At 67.3% G+C, this 17,039-nt stretch carries 14 protein-coding genes; 4 read left to right on the top strand and 10 right to left on the bottom strand.

Annotation, left to right across the window (positions count from 1 at the left end; translation table 11 throughout):
- Window positions 1-59: 59 nt before the first annotated feature.
- Window positions 60-1,010, bottom strand: a complete 951-nt coding sequence (locus tag ACSQ3M_RS08425) for a phosphoribosylaminoimidazolesuccinocarboxamide synthase (RefSeq protein WP_436149616.1) — start codon at window positions 1,008-1,010, stop codon at window positions 60-62.
- A gap of 230 nt (window positions 1,011-1,240) precedes the next feature.
- Between ACSQ3M_RS08425 and ACSQ3M_RS08430 the strand changes: the two genes are divergently transcribed.
- Window positions 1,241-2,416, top strand: a complete 1,176-nt coding sequence (locus ACSQ3M_RS08430; protein WP_436149617.1) for a M20 aminoacylase family protein — start codon at window positions 1,241-1,243, stop codon at window positions 2,414-2,416.
- Complete coding sequence (locus tag ACSQ3M_RS08435) at window positions 2,413-3,528, top strand: NAD(P)/FAD-dependent oxidoreductase (protein ID WP_436149618.1); 1,116 nt, start codon at window positions 2,413-2,415, stop codon at window positions 3,526-3,528. The genes ACSQ3M_RS08430 and ACSQ3M_RS08435 overlap by 4 nt, the downstream gene beginning before the upstream one ends.
- Before the next feature lie 54 nt (window positions 3,529-3,582).
- Here the strand turns inward: ACSQ3M_RS08435 and ACSQ3M_RS08440 are convergent, their stop codons facing one another.
- Window positions 3,583-3,918 (bottom strand): GIY-YIG nuclease family protein, encoded by a 336-nt coding sequence (locus ACSQ3M_RS08440; protein WP_436149619.1) that lies wholly within the window; start codon window positions 3,916-3,918, stop codon window positions 3,583-3,585.
- Window positions 3,919-4,016: 98 nt separating this feature from the next.
- On the opposite strand from ACSQ3M_RS08440, the gene ACSQ3M_RS08445 reads away from it, so the two are divergent.
- Window positions 4,017-4,580, top strand: a complete 564-nt coding sequence (locus ACSQ3M_RS08445) for a DUF2239 family protein (protein WP_436149620.1) — start codon at window positions 4,017-4,019, stop codon at window positions 4,578-4,580.
- A gap of 183 nt (window positions 4,581-4,763) precedes the next feature.
- Here the strand turns inward: ACSQ3M_RS08445 and eda are convergent, their stop codons facing one another.
- The 8 genes from eda to ACSQ3M_RS08485 all read right to left on the bottom strand — a co-directional run bounded on the left by eda (window position 4,764) and on the right by ACSQ3M_RS08485 (window position 13,375).
- Window positions 4,764-5,408, bottom strand: a complete 645-nt coding sequence (eda, locus tag ACSQ3M_RS08450; protein WP_436149621.1) for a bifunctional 4-hydroxy-2-oxoglutarate aldolase/2-dehydro-3-deoxy-phosphogluconate aldolase — start codon at window positions 5,406-5,408, stop codon at window positions 4,764-4,766.
- A 28-nt stretch (window positions 5,409-5,436) separates the two neighbouring features.
- Window positions 5,437-6,126, bottom strand: a complete 690-nt coding sequence (gene pgl / locus ACSQ3M_RS08455) for a 6-phosphogluconolactonase (protein WP_436149622.1) — start codon at window positions 6,124-6,126, stop codon at window positions 5,437-5,439.
- Window positions 6,123-7,631: a glucose-6-phosphate dehydrogenase gene (zwf, locus tag ACSQ3M_RS08460; RefSeq protein ID WP_436149623.1), complete on the bottom strand. Its 1,509-nt coding sequence runs from the start codon at window positions 7,629-7,631 to the stop codon at window positions 6,123-6,125. Before zwf ends, pgl begins: the two co-directional genes overlap by 4 nt.
- Window positions 7,632-7,905: 274 nt before the next feature.
- Window positions 7,906-8,661, bottom strand: coding sequence for an ABC transporter ATP-binding protein (locus tag ACSQ3M_RS08465; protein WP_436149624.1), 756 nt, complete (start codon window positions 8,659-8,661; stop codon window positions 7,906-7,908).
- A gap of 178 nt (window positions 8,662-8,839) precedes the next feature.
- A complete protein-coding gene (locus tag ACSQ3M_RS08470; RefSeq protein ID WP_436149625.1) occupies window positions 8,840-9,688 on the bottom strand; it encodes an ABC transporter ATP-binding protein in 849 nt (282 codons plus the stop codon).
- Window positions 9,689-9,696: 8 nt separating this feature from the next.
- A complete protein-coding gene (gene nikC, locus ACSQ3M_RS08475; RefSeq protein WP_436149626.1) occupies window positions 9,697-10,608 on the bottom strand; it encodes a nickel transporter permease in 912 nt (303 codons plus the stop codon).
- 11 nt (window positions 10,609-10,619) lie between these two features.
- Window positions 10,620-11,690: an ABC transporter permease gene (locus ACSQ3M_RS08480; RefSeq protein ID WP_436149627.1), complete on the bottom strand. Its 1,071-nt coding sequence runs from the start codon at window positions 11,688-11,690 to the stop codon at window positions 10,620-10,622.
- A gap of 116 nt (window positions 11,691-11,806) precedes the next feature.
- The gene (locus tag ACSQ3M_RS08485) at window positions 11,807-13,375 is read right to left on the bottom strand and encodes an ABC transporter substrate-binding protein (RefSeq protein ID WP_436149628.1); all 1,569 of its coding nucleotides are present in this window, start codon (window positions 13,373-13,375) and stop codon (window positions 11,807-11,809) included.
- A 279-nt stretch (window positions 13,376-13,654) separates the two neighbouring features.
- Between ACSQ3M_RS08485 and ACSQ3M_RS08490 the strand changes: the two genes are divergently transcribed.
- Window positions 13,655-17,038 carry a DUF2126 domain-containing protein gene (locus ACSQ3M_RS08490; RefSeq protein WP_436149629.1) on the top strand — a complete coding sequence of 1,128 codons (3,384 nt, stop codon included), beginning with the start codon at window positions 13,655-13,657 and terminating at the stop codon, window positions 17,036-17,038.
- Window position 17,039 lies beyond the last annotated feature (1 nt).

The following is a 17,039-nucleotide window of genomic DNA, read 5'->3' on the forward strand; positions in this document are numbered from 1 at the left end:
GCGACGGGCCCGGCCCGGCGGTGCCGCTTCGGCGGCCCCTGGACCGAGCCGTCGTCAGGTCAGAAATAGCGCGCCAGGTTCCGCCTGATCCGCTCCAGCGGCGCCACACCGGTCGCCGGCGGTACGAAGGTCTGGCCGGTGATCGTCTCGAAGGCCCGGATATAGACCTGCGAGGTCTGCTCGATCAGCTCGTCCGGGATTGGTGGGATCGGCTCGTTATAGGGATCGCAGCGCGCCGCGACCCAGTTGCGGACGAAGTCCTTGTCGAAGCTCTCGGGCTTTTCGCCTTGGGCGAAGCGCTCGGGATAGCTCCCGGCAAACCAGTAGCGGCTCGAATCGGGGGTATGGATCTCGTCGGCCAGGATGATCCTGCCGTTGGGATCGGTGCCGAACTCGTACTTGGTGTCGGCGAGGATCAGCCCGCGCTCGGCGGCGAGCTTCTGGCCGCGGGCGAACAGCGCCAGCGCATAGCCCGACAGCGTCTCCCACTGCGCCTTGGTCACGAGGCCCTGCTCGAGGATCTCGGCGGGCGAGAGCGGCTCGTCATGGCCGCCATCGAAGGCCTTGCTGGTCGGGGTGATGATCGCCTGCGGCAGCGCCTCGTTGTCGCGCAAGCCCTCGGGGAAGCGAGCGCCGTACATCTCGCGCCGGCCCTGCTTGTACATGGTCAGGATCGAGGTGCCGGTCGTGCCGGCGAGATAGCCGCGCACCACGATCTCGACCGGCAGGATATCGAGCCGCTGGCCCACCACGACATTGGGATCGGGGTATTCGAGCACGTGGTTCGGGCAGATGTCCGCCGTCTGCTCGAAGCAGAAGCGCGCCGTCTGCGTCAGCACCTGCCCCTTGAACGGGATGCAGGCGATGGCGCGGTCGAAGGCGCTGAGCCGGTCGGTCGCGATGATGATCCGGCGCCCGTCCGGCAGGTCGTAGTTCTCACGGACCTTGCCGCGATAATGGTTCGGCAGCTCCGGGATCGTGACATCGCGGATGGTGTTCGCCTCGGACATCGCAATACTCGTCAGGTCGGGATCGCGTCCGGAGCGACACTCTCCGGGCCGGCAGCTCTTAACCCTTTCGCAGCGATGTGGACAGGCGGCGCGACGCATTCGCCAGCCTCCCACCCGTCATGCCGCAATCGGCTTGGACAGGACGCACGGCTCCGCGCTAGCTTGCGCAGCTGGCAACCCGTTTCCTGCCAACCCCATTTCCTGCAAAGCCGCGACCTGTCGAGGACAAGATGCCCAACTCCGATCTCATCGCCGCGATCGAACCCGAGATCAGCGCGATCCGCCGCGACTTCCATCGCCATCCCGAGCTGCTCTTCGACGTTGAGCGCACCGCCGGCATCGTCGCCGACAAGCTGAAGGAATGGGGCATCGACGAGGTCGTCACCGGGATCGGGCGCACCGGCGTCGTCGGCGTGATCAAGGGCAAGGGCCAGGGCTCGGGCAAGGTCATCGGCCTGCGCGCCGACATGGACGCGCTGCCGATCCATGAGGAGACCAATCTCGAGCACCGCTCGACCGTAGCGGGCAAGATGCACGCCTGCGGCCATGACGGCCACACCGCCATGCTGCTCGGCGCCGCAAAGTATCTCGCCGACACCCGCGACTTCGACGGCACCGCGATCGTCATCTTCCAGCCGGCCGAAGAAGGTGGTGGCGGCGGCCGCGAGATGTGCGCTGATGGCATGATGGAGCGCTTCGGCGTGCAAGAGGTCTATGGCCTGCACAACATGCCGGGTCTGCCGATCGGCCAGTTCGCCATCCGCAAGGGCCCGATGATGGCGGCTGCCGACAAGTTCCTGCTCAAGCTCGAAGGCCGCGGTGGCCATGCCGCCAAGCCGAACGAGACGATCGACCCACTGGTCGCCGCCTGCCAGCTCGTCACCGCGCTGCAGACCATCGCCTCGCGCAATGCCGACCCGCTCGATTCCCTCGTCGTCTCGGTGACGGCGCTGCAGGCGGGCACAGCTTTCAACGTCATCCCGCAGCATGTCGAGATCAAGGGCACGGTTCGCACGCTCTCGACCGAGATGCGCGACCTCGCCGAGAAGCGCCTGCGCGAGATCGTCGCCGGCACCTGCCAGGCCTTCGGCCTGACCTTCGCGCTGGAGTACGATCGCGGCTATCCGGTCACCTTCAACCATGCCGGCCAGACCGACTTCGTCACCAGCGCAACGAAGAGCACCTTTGGCAAGGAGGCGATCGACACCACCGTGCCGCCGACCATGGGCTCGGAGGACTTCTCCTTCATGCTCGAGGAGCGCCCGGGTGCCTATATCTTCATGGGCAATGGCGATTCCGCCGGGCTGCACCACCCCGCCTATGAGTTCAACGACAAGGCGATCCCGGTGGGCATGACCTACTGGGCGAGCCTGGTCGAAATGGCGATGCCGCAGCGCGCTGCATGAGCGATATCGACTGCCTGGTGATCGGGGCCGGCGTCGTCGGCCTCGCGGCGGCGCGCGCGCTTGCGCTCGGCGGCCGCGAGGTCGTGATCGCCGAGGCCGCGGACGGCATCGGCACCCAGACCTCGGCCCGCAACAGCGAGGTCATCCATGCCGGCATCTACTATCCGCCGGGCTCGCTGAAGGCGCGGGTCTGCGTCGAGGGGCGCAAGCGCCTCTACGCCTATCTCCGCGAGCGCGGCCTGCCACACAGGGCCTGCGGCAAGCTGATCGTCGGCACCCATGCCGGCCAGCGCCCGGCACTGGAGACGATCGCTGCACGCGCCGAGGCCTCGGGCGTGTCCTCGGTGCGCTGGCTCAATGGCGCTGAAGCGAAGGCGCTGGAGCCGGAGGTGGCCTGCGAGATCGCCCTGCTCTCGCCCGAGACCGGCACGGTCGACAGCCATGCACTGATGCTGTCGCTGCTCGGCGAGTGCGAGGCGGCCGGTGGCTCGCTCGCACTCAACACACCGATCCTGGCCTGGCGACGCGAGGTGGATGGCTTCAGCGTCGATTTCGGCGGCGATGACCCTGCAAGCTACACTGTGACCACCGTCGTGAACGCTGCCGGTCACAGCGCGCCGCGCCTGCTCGGCAAGCTCGACGGTTTTCCGGCCGTGCAGGTGCCGAAGCAGTATTTCGCCAAGGGCAATTACTTCTCGCTGCTCGGCAAGCAACCCTTCAGCCATCTGGTCTATCCCGTGCCGGAAGCGGCCGGCCTCGGCATCCACGCCACCATCGACATGGCCGGCCGGGTCAAGTTCGGCCCCGATGTCGAATGGGTCGAGGACGATCAGGATCTGGTCGTAAACCCCGCCCGTGCCGAAAAATTCTATGCGGCGATCCGGACCTATTGGCCGGGCCTGCCCGACGACGCGCTCGTCGCCGACTATGCCGGCATCCGCCCGAAGCTGCATGGGCCGACCGAGCCGATCGTGGATTTCCGCATCGACGGGCCGGCGGTCCATGGCGTCCCGGGGCTGGTCAACCTGCTCGGCATCGAGAGCCCAGGGCTGACGAGCTCGCTCGCGATCGCGGATCTGGTGGTGGAGCGGCTGGCGGAAACCCGGCTCTGACGGAGAAACGCGGGATCCCCTCTCCTGGAAGCAGAGGGTTCCCCGCGCCCTACTTCACACCGCCTCCGCCTCCAGCTCCGCACACCAATGTGCCAGCCGCGCCTTCATGACGCGCTCGCGGCCGGCCTCCAGCGCCTTCTCGTCGAGCCGCTCGATCTCCTCGAAGGCGAAAGCGCTCTCGCCATGCGCAGTCCAGGCCGCCTGCAGGCTGCGCTGACGGTGACTGCCATGGCGCAGCGTGAACCAGACGCGGTTCTGGATGGTCGAGAGATCCGGCGCCTGCCCGGCCCAGCTCTGATCGGTGGCAAGGCAGCGCACCAGATAGATGCCAGCCGCGACCTTGCGCTCCTTATAGGCCGCGACGACGGCCTTCCTGTCCTCGTGACGCATCGCGCCCTCCTTGTGTGAGGCGTGGCAAATATCACCCGGGCAATATTGACTCAAGTATTTTTATCCGGGTATTTTATTACCTCACTCAGGAAACGATCATGCCCGACGCCGACCACCTCTCAACCGCCTTCGACGGCAGCACCATCCTCGCCCGTGGCCGACTGGCCGACGTGGCAGTCGCCGTGCAGCAGCGTTTGGCCGAGCGCCCGGAAGCGGCTGTCCTGACCTTCGACGACGCGACCGGCCGGGTGATCGACCTCGACCTGCGCGGCACGCCGGCCGAGATCGTGGCGCGCCTGAGCGGTGAGGCTCGTGGGCGCGGCCGGCCGAAGCTCGGCGTCGTCGCGCGCGAGGTGACGTTGCTGCCGCGGCACTGGGAATGGCTGTCGGCGCAGCCCGGCGGCGCCTCGCAGGCGCTGCGGCGCCTGATCGACGAGGCGCGGCGCGGCGATCGCGGCGAAACGCAGGGGCGCATCGCCCGCGAGACGGCCTATCGCTTCATGAGCGCGCTCGCCGGCAATCTGTCCGGCTTCGAAGAGGCGACGCGCGCGCTCTTCGCCAATGACGAGATCGGCTTCTTCCGGCAGGCGGCGGGCTGGCCAGCCGACATCCGCACCTATACGCAGGAGCTGGCCTGGAGCGCAGTGCGCGACGCGGATTGAAGATTTGCGGGCTTGCACGGACCCGCGCCGTCATTCCGGGGCTTCGCGTTAGCGAAGAGCCCGGAACCCAGAACCGATGCGCCCGATCGCCAAGGCGCACCGACCGAAGCGGTCTCCCGGAACCGGTATCGGTTCTGGATTCCGGGCTCAGGCCTTCGGCCTGCCCCGGAAAGACGGTATGTGTCAGCCGCGCAGCTCCGCGACCTTCTCGCGCGCTTCCTTCGACAGCCTGGTGACCTCTGCCCAGTCGCGGTTCTTCACCGCATCGGCCGGGACGAGCCAGGAGCCGCCGACGCAGATCACCTGCGGCAGGGCGAGGTAACTGCCGAGATTGGCGAGCGAGACGCCGCCGGTCGGGCAGAACTGCATCTGCGGGAACGGACCGGAGAGTGCTTTCAGCCCGGCGACGCCGCCGGCCTGCTCGGCCGGGAAGAACTTGCAGGTCAGGCGGCCGGCCGAGACGGCGCGCATGCAGTCGGACGCCGTAGCAACGCCCGGCAGCCAGGGCAGGCCGGTCTTGCGCATGGCCTCATCGACGCTTTCGGTGAAGCCGGGGCTGACCACGGCAAGCGCGCCGGCATTATGGACCTCGGCCGCCTGCGCCGGGGTCACCACCGTGCCAGCGACGGGCAGGATGCCCGGCACCTTCTTCGCCACGACTTCGAGCGCCGCCATCGCGGCCGGGCGACGCAGCGTGATCTCGATCACGTCGATGCCGCCGGCGAGCAGGGCCTCCGCCAGCGGCACGGCGATCTCGGCCTCGTCGATGACGACGACAGGGACGACACCGCAGGCCTTGAGGCGGGCAATCTCGGGGGCAATCGACATCGGCAGAACTTCCTTTCGCGCCTTCCGCTTACGCCTTGGCCCAGTAGACGTCGAGCCCCTGCGGGCGGGAGAGTAGCAGGCCGACCGGAAACGCCGCCGGCATCTCGACCGCCGAAGCCAGCACGCGCTCCTTCTCCTGCCCCGAGATCAGCAGGGCGACATGGCCGGCGCCCTGCAATCGGGCCGGCGACAGCGAAAGCCGTGGCGGCAAATCGGGTGGGCTCGCGGCGACCGCATGCACGGAAGCCGGCGAGGCGAGCGCCGCCGTCTCGCCGGGAAAGAGCGAGGCGACATGCCCGTCCGCTCCCATGCCGCTGACGACGATGTCGAGCGGCGGCAGGTCCTTCAGCACGCGGTCGAGGCTGGCGGCCGCGACGGCGAGGTCATCGCCGGCGTTGTGGAAGGAGACGAACGGGCTCCGCCCGTCGCGCAAGGGGGCGAAGGCGGCGCGGATCATGCGCTCGTTCGAGGCCTGGTCGCCGGGAGCGACGAAGCGCTCATCGGTCGGCATCAGCGTGATGCTCTCCCAAGGCAGGTCATGCGCGCCGAGCGCCGCGAGGAAGCGCGCCGGCGTCGTCCCGCCAGGGACGGCGATAAGCGCCCTGCCCTGCGCCTTGACGAGCGCGCGCAGCCTGACCGCGACCGCCTCGGCCAGGGCCTCGGAGGCGTCGGCCAGCGTCTCGAAGCGGTGGCGAACCAGCGGGCCGGCCGTGCTCATTCCGTGAACTCCGGGTCGGCCCAGGAGCGGCTGTCGCGCTCGATCAACCCGATCGCCTGCGACGGGCCCCAGGAGCCGGCGGCATAGCGGTGCGGCTGCGGGTAGTATTCCTGCCAACCTGTCAGGATCGGGTCGATCCAGCTCCAGGCCTGCTCGACCTCGTCGCGGCGCATGAACAGGGTCTGGTCGCCGCGGATCACGTCGGTCAGCAACCGCTCATAGGCATCGGGCGTGCGCACGTCGAAGGCGGTCTCGTAACGCAAGTCGAGCTGGCGCGGCACGACCTTGAGCTTGCCGGAGCCCGGCACCTTCATCATCAGCTGCAACTGGACACCGTCATTGGGCTGAAGCCGGATGACCAGGCGGTTGGCATAGAGCTCCTCGCAGCCCGGCGCGCGGCCGAAGATCGAATGCGGCACCGGCTTGAAGGTGACGGCGATCTCGGAATAGCGCTGCGCCATGCGCTTGCCGGTGCGCAGATAGATCGGCACGCCAGCCCAGCGCCAGGTGTCGAGCTCGCAGCGGATCGCGACGAAGGTCTCGGTGCCGCTGAGATGGCCGAGCTCCTCGGAGTAGCCCTTGACGCGCTGGCCATCGATCGCACCCGGCCCATACTGGCCGCGCACGGTCATGCGCTGCACGTCCGGGCCGACGATCGGCCGGAGCGCTTTCAGCACCCTCACCTTCTCGTCGCGGACGGCGTCGGCCTCGAGCTGGTTCGGCGGCTCGATCGCGAACAGGCAGAGCAGCTGCAGCACATGGTTCTGGACCATGTCGCGCAGGTGGCCGGCCTTGTCGTAATAGCCGGCGCGGGATTCCAGTCCGACCGTCTCGGCCACCGTGATCTGGACATTGTCGATGTCGCGGCTCGACCAGGAGCGCTCGAACAGCGTGTTGGCGAAGCGCAGCACCAGCAGGTTCTGCACCGTCTCCTTGCCGAGATAATGGTCGATCCGGTAGGTCCGGCTCTCCGGCAGGATGCGAGCGACGGCGTCGTTGATCTCGCGGGCCGAGGCGAGGTCGCGGCCGAGCGGCTTCTCGAGGATGACGCGCGAGGTCGGCGTCAGGATGCCGGAGTTCGCCAGGTTCTCGCAGATCGGGATGAAGAGATCCGGCGGCGTCGAGAGGTAGAAGGAACGCACACGCTGGGAGTCGCCAAGCGCCTCCTTCAGCGCGCCATAGGTCTCGGGCTTGACCGCATCGAGCAGCACCATGGTGAGGCGGCGGCGGAAGGCGGCGATGCGCTCCTGCGACAGGCCGGCGGCGGCGAGCTTGGCGGCGATCTCGTTGGGGATGCCCTCGACATCCTCCTGCTTGCGGACGATGCCGAGAATGCGGCTCTCCTCCGGCAGAACGCCTTCCTCGTTGCGCTGGGCCAGCGCCGGGAAGAGCTTGCGCAGCGCAAGATCGCCGCCGGCGCCGAAGATCACCAGATCGAAGGGCGGAACCGGCGTGCGCTCCGGCGCAGCCTCCGGCTTCAGCAGGCGTTCGGCGATGGCGTCCATGGCGGCATACTCCTGATCGGCCGACACGAGGTCGGCGCGAATTCTCGTCGATCGATCCGTTCCGGTCGATCGGAAAGCGCGCCAGTCGAACCGAATCCTGCGACGACAATGCGACCAAGGGCGCAGCTTGCCAAACGCTTTGGGCAACAGGGCTGCTATGCCGTCATTCTCGGGCGAAGCGAAGCGCAGACCCGAGAATCTCAAGACGAAAAGGCAACCGGAGCCTCCTCCGGCCTGAGATGCTCGGGTCAAGCCCGAGCATGACGCCTCTTCCCTACCCCGCCCGCCTAAACCCCTCGCTCGCCGTCAGCAATTGCTGGGCATAGGCCGTCTGCGGGGCGCGTGCGGCAAGCGTTGCCGCCGTCATCTCCTCGACGCCGCGGCCGAACTGCATGACGAGCAGCCGCTCGCACATATGACCGACCACGGCGAGGTCGTGGCTGACCAGAATATAGGTGAGCTTGCGCTCGTGGCGCAGCGCCTGGAGCAGGTTCAGCACCTCGGCCTGGATCGAGACGTCGAGCGCAGAGGTCGGCTCGTCGAGCAGCAGGATGGTCGGTTCCAGCACGAGTGCGCGGGCGATGGCGACGCGCTGGCGCTGGCCGCCGGAGAGCTGATGCGGATAGCGGAAGCGGAAGGAGGTCGGCAGACCGACATCCTGCATGGCACGGCTGATCTTCGCCTCGGCGTCGCGGACACCGTGAATGGCGAGCGGCTCGGCCAGCGTGTCATCGACGGTCTTCTTCGGGTGCAGCGAGCCGTACGGGTCCTGGAAGACCATCTGGGCGGCGCGGTAGAAGGCCTTGTCGCGGAGCTTGGGCTGGCGCTTGCCAAGGATGTCGACCTCGCCGCTCCAGTCGCGGTTGAGGCCGGCGAGCACGCGCAGCACGGTCGACTTGCCGGAGCCGGATTCGCCGACGATGCCGTAGCTCTCGCCCGGCGCGACCGCGAAGGAAAGGTCCTTCACGACATGCGAATCGCCGAACGAGACGTTGAGCTTGTCGACGGAGATGGCGGGTTGTGTGCTCATGCCAGCACCTCACCGTCTTTCCGGGGCGGCCCGAAGGGCCGAGCCCGGAATCCATGAACACGAGGGCTCAAAAAGAGGCTGCCGGCCTTGCAGATCATCCTGACAAACCAGCGGTTATGGGTTCCGGGCTCGTCGCTGCGCGACGCCCCGGAATGACGGCAAAGGTTCGAGCGCGCAATCATGCCAGCCATGCCGGGTCGCGGGTGAGGGTGGCGAGCTTCTCGCGCGGATGGTCAAGATCGGGCAGGCAGCCGAGCAGGCCGCGTGTGTAGGGATGCTGCGCCCGGTCGAGCTCGCCCGCCGGCAGCGTCTCCAGCGCCTTGCCGCCATACATGACGATGACGCGGTCGCAGAACGACCTCACCAGGTGCAGGTCATGGCTGATGAAGATCAGTCCCATGCCGCGGCTGGTGACGAGGTCGTCGAGGATCTTCAGCACCTGCAACTGCACGGTGACGTCGAGCGCCGAGGTCGGCTCGTCGGCGATCAGGATCTCCGGCTCGGCGATCAGCATCATCGCGATCATCACGCGCTGGCCCATGCCGCCCGAGACCTCGTGCGGGTAGAGCCCGTATACGCGCCCCGGCTCGCGGATCTGCACGGCTTCGAGCATCGAGAGGCTGCGTTCCTTGGCCTCGCGGGCGCTCGCCTTGTGGTGGACGCGGTAGGCCTCGGCGATCTGGTCGCCGACGGTCTGGACAGGGTTCAGCGAGAATTTCGGATCCTGCATCACCATCGAGATGTGGCGGCCGCGCAGCTTGCGGCGGCTCGCCTTGTCCATCGCCGTCAGGTCCTTGCCGCGGAACTCCATGCGCCTGGCGCTGACCACGCCGGGATGCGGGATCAGGTCGAGGATGGCGCGGCCGGTCATCGACTTGCCGGAGCCGGATTCCCCGACGATGCCGAGCCGTTCGCGGCCGAGCGTGAAGGAGAGCCCGCGCACCGCGTTGACGATGCCGGTCGGGGTGTGGAAGTCGACGCGAAGATCGTCGAGCGTGAGCAGAGGTGCTTCAGACGTCGCAGTCATCTCGGTGCTCACCTCGCATCCAGCACGTCGCGCAGGCCATCGCCGAGCAGGTTGAAGCCGAGCGCGACAACGCAGATGGCGACGCCCGGGAAGGTCGCGACCCACCACTGGTCGAAGATCTGCTCGCGGCCAGTCGAGATCATCGCGCCCCATTCCGGGATCGGCGGCTGGGCACCGAGGCCGAGGAAGCCGAGGCCGGCGGCGATGATGATGATGCCGGCCATGTCGTAGGTGGTACGCACGATCAGCGAGGGCACGCACATCGGCACGATATGCTTCAGCACGATCCGCATCTGGCTGGCGCCCTGCAGGCGCATCGCCGAGATGTAGTCGGCATTGCGGATAATCATCGTCTCGGCACGGGCGACGCGGGCATAGGGCGGCCAGGCCGTGAAGGCGATGGCGATGACTGCATTTTCCAGTCCGGGCCCGAGCGCCGCGACGAAGGCCAGCGCCAGCACAAGGCGGGGAAAGGCGAGGAAGACGTCGGTGATGCGCATCAGCACGGTGTCGATCCAGCCGCCGAAATAGCCGGCGGCGCAGCCGATCAAGAGGCCGAGCGGCCCGACCGTGATGACCACGAGCATGACGATCACCAGCGTGACGCGGGTGCCGTAGACGATGCGGCTGAAGATGTCGCGGCCGAGCGCGTCGGTGCCGAACCAGTGCTTGGCCGAGGGCGCCAGTAGGCGCTGGTCGAGCGTCTGGGCGAGCGGATCGTATTGGGCGATCAGCGGCGCGAAGGCCGCGAGCAGCAGCAGTGCCAGCACGATCACGAGGCCGACCACGGCGGCCGGGTTCTTCTGGAACGCGAGCCATTGCCGGTAGAGCTGGCCAAGCTTGGCCTGCCGGCGCGATTCCGGCGAGGTCGTGGTCAGCCAGGCATGCCAGGTGACGGGAGGGGCGGTGTGGTCGGTCATGGCCATCTCCTTCAGCGCGCCCGCGGGTCGGCCAGCCGGCCGAGAATGTCGGAGAACAGGTTGATGGCGATGAAGACGGTGCCAACCACCAGCGTGGCGCCGAGCACCGCGTTCATGTCGGCATTGAGCAGCGCGTTGGTAAGATAGCGGCCGAGGCCGGGCCAGGCGAAGATCGTCTCTGTCAGCACCGCGCCCTCAAGCAGATGCATGTAGGAAAGCGCGATCACGGTGACGAGCGGCACGAGGGCATTGCCCAGCGCATGGCCGCAGACGACACGCCATTCCGACAGCCCCTTCACCCGCGCGGCCACGACATATTGCTGCTGCAGCTCGGTGATCATGAAACTGCGGGTCATGCGGCTGATATAGGCGACCGAGAGCAGGCCGAGCACGGAGGCCGGCAGGATCAGATGCCAGAATGCGTCCAGGACCGCCTCCCATTCGCCCTGCATCGCAGCATCGAGCATGACGATGCCGGTCATCGGGGTGACGAAATCCTCGAAGGCGACGGAGAGCCGCCCGGGCCCGGCGACCCAGCCGAGCTTGGCGTAGAACAGCAGGAGCCCCATCAGGCCGAGCCAGAACACTGGGATCGAATAGCCGATCAGCCCGATCACGCGGGCGATCTGGTCGATCCAGCGGCCCTGGTTGACGGCGGCGAGGATGCCGAGCGGCACGCCGAGCGCAACGCCGATCAGGGTGCCGAGCGTCGCGAGCTCCAGCGTCGCCGGAAACACGGTCTTGATGTCGTCGGTGACCTTCTGCGCAGTCAGCACCGAGGTGCCGAGATCGCCGGTGAAGACCTTGCCGATATAGACGGCGAATTGCTGCCAGTACGGCTTGTCGAGCCCGAGCGCGAGCCTTGCCTTGTCGTAGACGTCGGCGGGAGCGCGATCGCCGACCACAGCGAGAACGGGGTCGATCGGCATGACGCGCGCGATCAGGAAGGTGACCAGCAGCAGGCCGAAGATCGTGATCGCGACCGTGGTCAGCTCGCGGCCGAGGATTTTCGCCCAGCGAACGACACCATTCTTGGCGCGTGGCGGCGGTGCGGGCGGGGTCGGTGCAGTGATGGAAACCATCGTCGGCTCCGTTCTTCTTGTTCTTGGAGGGCGTCGGCCAGACTAGGCCGGGGCCAATGGCAAGAACCCGCCGCAGCCTGATGATGGGCTACGGCGGGCTCTGCTGGCGAAACGCCTCAGTTCTTCGTGATCGGAGCGTAGAAATTGGTGTCGGAGGTCGGTCCGATCACCCAGCCGGCAATGCCCTTGCGGTCGGCCGAAACCTCGACCTGCTGGAACATGATGACGAAGGGCGAGACCTTCTGGTGGTCGCGCTGCAGCTCGCCATAGACGCCGGCGCGCTTGGTCGCGTCGCTCTCCAGGACATTGGCCTGGGTGAGCTTGGTCATATCCGGGATGTCCCAGGCATTGCGCCAGGCCAGCGTCTTCGACTTGGCTTCCTCGCCATTGTCCTCGTTGATGGCGAAGGTCTCGGCATTGGTGTGCGGGTCGAGATAGTCCGGGCCCCACTGGCCGATATAGATGTCGTGGGTGCGGGCGCGGTACTTGGTCAGCGTCTGCTTGCCGTCGCCCGGAAGAATCTCGAGCTTGATCCCGGCCTGGGCCCAGGTCGACTGGACCGCCTGGGCGATGTCGGTGATCGGATTGACCGAACGGGTGTCCATGGTGACGGTGAAGCCGTTCGGCAGGCCGGCCTTGGCGAGCAGTTCCTTGGCCTTGGCGACGTCGAGCTTGTAGGGCCTGTCGGTGATCGCGCCGAGGAAGCCCTTGGGCAGGAAGCTCTCATGGCCCTTATAGGTGCCCTCGACGATGTTGCGCTCGATCGAGTCGTAGTCGACCAGCCACTTCAGGGCCTCGCGGACCTCGGGCTTGGCGAGGTTCGGGTTCTTCTGGTTCAGGCCGAGATAGAGAATGTAGCCCTTGTCGCCCTGGACGATCTCGACATTGGCGTTGCTCTTGACCGCCGCCAGTTGGTCCTTGGAGAGATTGCGGGCGATGTCGATATCGCCCTTCTCGAGCAGCAGGCGCTGCGAGGCCGGCTCGGCGACATGGCGGACGATGACGCGCTTGGTCTTGGGCGCGCCCTTGTACCAGCCCTCATTGGCATCGAGCGCATATTGCTCGTTCGGGCGATAGACGCGGACCTTGTAGGCGCCGGAGCCGGCCGAGGCGAGCTTGAGCCAGCCATTGCCCCAGTCGCCGTCCTTCTCATTCGCCTTGACCAGCTTGGAGTCGACGACCGAGGCGACGCCCGAGGTCAGGCAGTTCAGGAAGAAGGTCGGCGCGAACGGCTTGGAGACGGTGACGGTGACGGTCAGATCGTCGGTCGCCTTGACCTTCTCCAGCACAGTATCCTTGTTCAAGCCGAACTGGGTGAGGATGAAGCCCGGCGACTTGTTCAGCGTGACCGCGCGCTGGAAGGAATAGACCACATCGGCCGCGGTGAGCGGATTGCCGGAGTGGAACTTGACGCCCGGACGGAGCTTGAAGGTGTAGGTCAGGTTGTCCGGGCTGACGGTCCAGCTCTGGGCGAGCTCGCCGATCAGGGCGTTGTTGTTCTTGAGATCGACGCCGATCAGCTTGTCATAGACATTGGCGCCGACCTCGACACCGGAGAATTCGAAGGCCTCGGCCGGATCGAGCGTGATGATGTCGTCGATCTGCTTGGCCATGACGATGGTGTCTTTGGGCGTCTGGGCCTGGGCGGTCGTCGCCAGCAGGGCAGCGAAAGCGGAAGCCGCCATCAATTTCGCAACATGACGCATGGAAAATCCCCATTGTGCTGTCTGCGAGCGCTCCCGGGCGCCCGTTGGCGCGCACTCTGTGGCCAGATCGTGTCCGATGTCCAGCAGGGCCAAAGCAGAGTTCGGCCGATGGCGCGCAGCATGCACGCTTCTTGCGCAACAGCCTGAATTGCCGGCGCATTCCTGCGCACGAACCTGCTTGCTCCGGCGTCTTCTGCAGCTATCGTGACGGATCGTGGCCGCTCCCGGTCCGCACTTTAGCTAGCAGGGGCCCAGCTCTTGGCCATCATCGCTGCACTGCATCACGTTACCCATTACCGCTACGACCGGCCGGTCACGCTCGGGCCGCAGATCATCCGCTTGAGACCGGCGCCGCATTGCCGCTCGGCGGTGAAGAGCTATTCGCTCAAGGTCACGCCGGCGCAGCATTTCGTGAACTGGCAGCAGGACCCCAACGGCAACTGGCTGGCGCGCTACGTCTTCCCCGAACCGGTGACCGAGTTCCGCATCGAGGTCGACCTCGTCACCGAACTCTCGATCATCAACCCGTTCGACTTCTTCGTCGCGGCCGAGGCCGAGGAGTTTCCCTTCGCCTATCCCGAGGAGCTGCGCGACGAGCTCGCGCCCTATCTCGTCACGGAGCCGGCCGGGCCGCTGCTGAGCGAGTTCATGGCGACGGTTCCGCGCGCGAAGACCAACACCGTCAACTTCGTCGTCGATCTCAATGCCCGCCTGCAGCGGATGATCGCCTATGGCATCCGCATGGAGGCCGGCGTCCAGGAACCGGAGCAGACGCTGGCGATCAGGTCCGGCTCCTGCCGCGACACATCCTGGCTGCTGGTCCAGATCCTGCGCCATCTCGGCCTCGCCGCCCGCTTCGTCTCCGGCTACCTGATCCAGATGAAGGCGGACGTCGATCCGCTCGAAGGGCCGCGCGGCACCGACAAGGACTTCACCGACCTGCATGCCTGGGCCGAGGTCTATCTTCCCGGCGCCGGCTGGATCGGCATGGACCCGACCTCCGGCCTGCTCACCGGCGAGGGCCATCTGCCGCTGGCGGCGACGCCGCATTACCGCTCGGCCGCGCCGGTCAGCGGTGTCGCGAGCTATGCCGAGACGCAGTTCGGTTTCGAGATGAGCGTCGCGCGCGTTCACGAAGTGCCGCGCATCACCCTGCCCTTCTCGGATGAATCCTGGCTCGAGCTCGATGCGCTCGGCGAAAAGGTCGAGGCCGACCTCCAGGCGCAGGATGTCCGGCTCACCATGGGCGGCGAGCCGACCTTCGTCTCGATCGACGACCAGATCGGCGAGGAATGGAACACCGCCGCTGTCGGCCCGACCAAGCGCGAGCGCGCCGACGTGCTGATCCGGCGGCTACGCGAGCGCTTCGCGCCGGGCGGCATGCTGCATTACGGCCAGGGCAAATGGTATCCGGGCGAGAGCCTGCCGCGCTGGGCCTTTGCGCTCTACTGGCGCGAGGATGGCGAGCCGATCTGGCGCAATGCCGCGCTGATCGCGCGCGAGCCGGGCGCCAAGACCGGCGGCGACCGCGAACACGAGGTCGTGCCGACCTCGGCGGCGGTCGAGACGCTTGCCGCAAACCTGTCCGAGCGGCTCGGCCTCGGCGCCGACTATGTGCTGCCCGCCTATGAGGACACCGGGCACTGGCTGGTGAAGGAAGGCCAGCTCCCCGCCAATGTCGACCCGCTCGACCCGAAGCTGTCGGATCCGGAAGAGCGCGCCCGCATGGTCCGCGTCTTCGAGCGCGGGCTCGGCAAGCCGAGCGGCTATGTCATCCCGGTGCAGCGCTGGCAGGCGGCGGCGGACGACCGGCGCTGGCGCTCGGAGAAATGGAAGCTCCGGCGCGGCAAGCTCTTCCTGGTGCCGGGCGATTCCCCTGTCGGCTTCCGGCTGCCGCTCGGATCGCTGCCGCATGTCCCGGAGAAGGCCTATCCGCATATCCACCCGCAGGACCCGCTGGAACCGCGCGGGCCGCTGCCGCCGGCACAAGCGAGCGCCCCCGGAGCACAGCTCGCAGCCGATCCGCCACTCGCCTTCGCCGGCCTGGTCCAGCCGACACGTCCGGCCGGAAGCAGCGAGCCGCAGGCCCAGCGCCAGGACATCGTCGAGCAGGAGCTCGGCGCCGAGTCGGTGCGCACGGCGCTCAGCATTGAGGTACGCGACGGCGTGCTTTGCGTCTTCCTGCCGCCGGTCGAGCGGCTGGAGGACTATCTCGACCTGATCGCCAGCATCGAGGCAGCAGCCGAAGAGAAGGGCCAGCCGGTCCATATCGAGGGCTATTCCCCGCCGCATGACCCGCGCCTCAACGTCATCAAGGTCACGCCCGATCCCGGTGTGATCGAGGTCAACGTCCACCCGGCGAAGAGCTGGGCGCAGGCGGTCTCGATCACACGCGGCGTCTATGAGGAAGCGCGCCAGTCGCGGCTCTGCGCCGAGAAGTTCATGGTCGACGGTCGCCATACCGGCACCGGCGGCGGCAACCATGTCGTGCTCGGCGGCATGACCCCGGCCGACAGCCCGTTCCTGCGCCGGCCGGACCTGCTCAAGAGCATCGTGCTCTATTGGCAGCGCCACCCCTCGCTGTCCTACCTGTTCTCCGGCCTGTTCATCGGCCCGACCAGCCAGGCGCCGCGCATCGACGAGGCCCGGCACGACCAGCTCTACGAGCTCGAGATTGCCCTGGCGCAGACGCCCGGCCCGAACGCCCCGACGATCCCGCTCTGGCTGGTCGACCGGCTCTATCGGAACCTCTTGGTCGACGTCTCCGGCAACACCCATCGCACCGAGATCTGCATCGACAAGCTCTATTCGCCCGATGGCCCGACCGGCCGGCTCGGGCTGATCGAGTTCCGCTCCTTCGAGATGCCGCCAGATGCGCGCATGTCGCTGGCGCAGCAACTCCTGATCCGGGCGCTGATCGCCTGGTTCTGGCGCGAGCCGCAGATCGGCAAGCTCACCCGCTGGGGCACGAGCCTGCACGATCGCTTCATGCTGCCTGAGCTCGTCTGGCAGGATTTCCGTGACGTGCTCGCCGATCTGGAGCGGGTCGGCTACCGCGTCGACCCGGCCTGGTTCGCGGCGCAGCATGAGTTCCGCTTCCCCTTCTTCGGCAAGGTCAACCAAGGCGGCGTCGAGCTCGAACTCCGCCAGGCGCTCGAGCCCTGGCATGTGATGGGCGAAGAGGGCGCGGTCGGCGGCACGGTGCGCTATGTCGATTCCTCGGTCGAACGCCTGCAGCTCAAGGCGAGCGGCCTCACCCCGGGCCGGCACGTCATCACCTGCAACGGGCGAGCGCTGCCGATGACCGAAATCGCCGCCGGGGTCAGCATCGCCGGCCTGCGCTTCAAGGCCTGGCAGCCGGCCTCGGGCCTGCACCCGACGATTCCGGTGCATGCGCCGCTGACCTTCGACATCGTCGACAGCTGGGTGGGCCGCTCGCTCGGTGGTTGCGTTTATCATGTCGCCCATCCCGGCGGTCGCAATTACGAGACACCTCCTGTGAATTCCTACGAGGCGGAAGCCAGAAGGCTGGCTCGGTTCGAGGCGATCGGCCATAGTCCGGGGCCGCTGGCGATTCCCGCAGAAGAGCGCAATCCGGAGTTCCCGATGACCCTCGACCTGCGCCGGCCGATCGGGGTTTGAG

The sequence above is a fragment of the Allobosea sp. LjRoot90 genome, from assembly GCF_964254315.1.
Lineage (GTDB): Bacteria > Pseudomonadota > Alphaproteobacteria > Rhizobiales > Beijerinckiaceae > Allobosea.